Here is a 1,436-nt window from a genome sequence, read left to right as displayed (position 1 = left end):
GGAGATGATCGAATGAAACCGTCCATCGTATTCAAAGGAATCGTAAAAGGCGCATATAGCGAATATCAAGCTGTCGGTTTAGATGAAGCGCCTGTAATGTGTTTCGGAGGAAACACTCTCCGTGAAGTGCTGCAGGGCCTTGTCATCGAAGAATGGACTTTCATCCTGAAAGTGAACGGTCGCCGCATCAAAAATGTTGCTAACTACATCAAGCGTCAAGGACTTAATCCAGAAGATTACTCACGTTATCAGAACGGAGTGATGATTGTATGAAACTTGTGTTCATCGAAAACAACCGGCTAGTAACAGACAGTTTATCGATAGCTGAAACATTCGGGAAAAATCACAAAGAGGTTCTTCGTGACATTCGAAACCTTGACTGCAGCGAAGAATTCGGTCAGCGCAATTTTGCGCATACCCCCTATGTACATGAACAAAACGGGCAAGAGTACCACAAATACCTCATCACCCAAGACGGATTTTCATTCCTTGTGATGGGCTACACCGGAAAAGAAGCAGCTCGCTTCAAAGAAACGTACATCGGCGAATTTAACCGAATGAGGGAAGAGCTTAACAAACCTTTGTTCGCATTGCCCCAATCCATGCCTGAGGCACTTCGCTTGCTTGCTGCTGAAATGGAATCCAAAGCAATCCTTGCCGCAGAGAAAGAACAACTAGCTCTTGAATCAGCAGAACAAAAGCAAAAGCTCAAGGAACAAGAGACTCCGGTTGCAATCTATAACCTCGCCATTGCTGCAAATAACACAATGTCCATGCTAGAGACTTCTAAAGCTTTAGGTACCGGACGAACGCGACTTTTCGAAATTCTGCGAGAAGAATCCATCATCATGAAAGGCTCGACTCTTCCATACCAACGGTTTGTAGATGCTGGATACTTCAAGGTCACTGAGCGACCTAGAGCAAGTGGTGACACGATCATAAACGATCCTGCCACACGGGTTACAGCGAAAGGATTTGATTACATCGCACGCATCATGCAGAGAAGGAGCGAAGCCTCATGATCAAACCTATCGAATACCCACCACTACTCAGCGCTAAGCACATCATGAATATCCTGTCCTGCAGTCGTCCGACAGCCTACGAGATCATGAAACAACCACATCGTCCAGTATGGAAGCACGGAAAGACGGTTCGTTTGCACCGGGATTTGTTCCTCACACAGCTTGAGCAGGAATCGACAAAGGTTCAGAAGCAAGGTGCATAACAACGCTAATAATACCACGATTACCTAAATATGACTATTGGTCAACTTATACGGCCTCCATTTCATTGGGTAATTCGGTCGATCCGGAGAAAGGATGAAGAGCATGAAAAAAGGTGACAAGGTAGTGTTTTTGAATGAACGTGGCTCGCAATTTGATAGAGACGAGGCGGTATTCTTCGGATTGGTTGAAGAAAATGTCTACACAGTAGAC

Annotated in this window: 3 protein-coding genes; all 3 read left to right on the top strand. The window is 45.3% G+C overall.

Annotated features, from left to right (window positions below):
- The coding region (locus AC1DWB_RS35145) for a hypothetical protein (protein ID WP_477545701.1) at positions 1-273 on the top strand (273 nt) is incomplete at its 5' end.
- The gene (locus AC1DWB_RS35140) at positions 270-1,022 is read left to right on the top strand and encodes a Rha family transcriptional regulator (RefSeq protein WP_477545700.1); all 753 of its coding nucleotides are present in this window, start codon (positions 270-272) and stop codon (positions 1,020-1,022) included. The genes AC1DWB_RS35145 and AC1DWB_RS35140, both read left to right, overlap by 4 nt.
- A complete protein-coding gene (locus tag AC1DWB_RS35135; protein ID WP_477545699.1) occupies positions 1,019-1,225 on the top strand; it encodes a MerR family transcriptional regulator in 207 nt (68 codons plus the stop codon). The genes AC1DWB_RS35140 and AC1DWB_RS35135 overlap by 4 nt, the downstream gene beginning before the upstream one ends.
- Positions 1,226-1,436: the final 211 nt, after the last annotated feature.

This window comes from Paenibacillus sp. P4_E11 (assembly GCF_056401635.1).
Note: the sequence above shows the minus strand (reverse complement) of the source record. Positions and strands in the feature narration are given on the sequence as shown.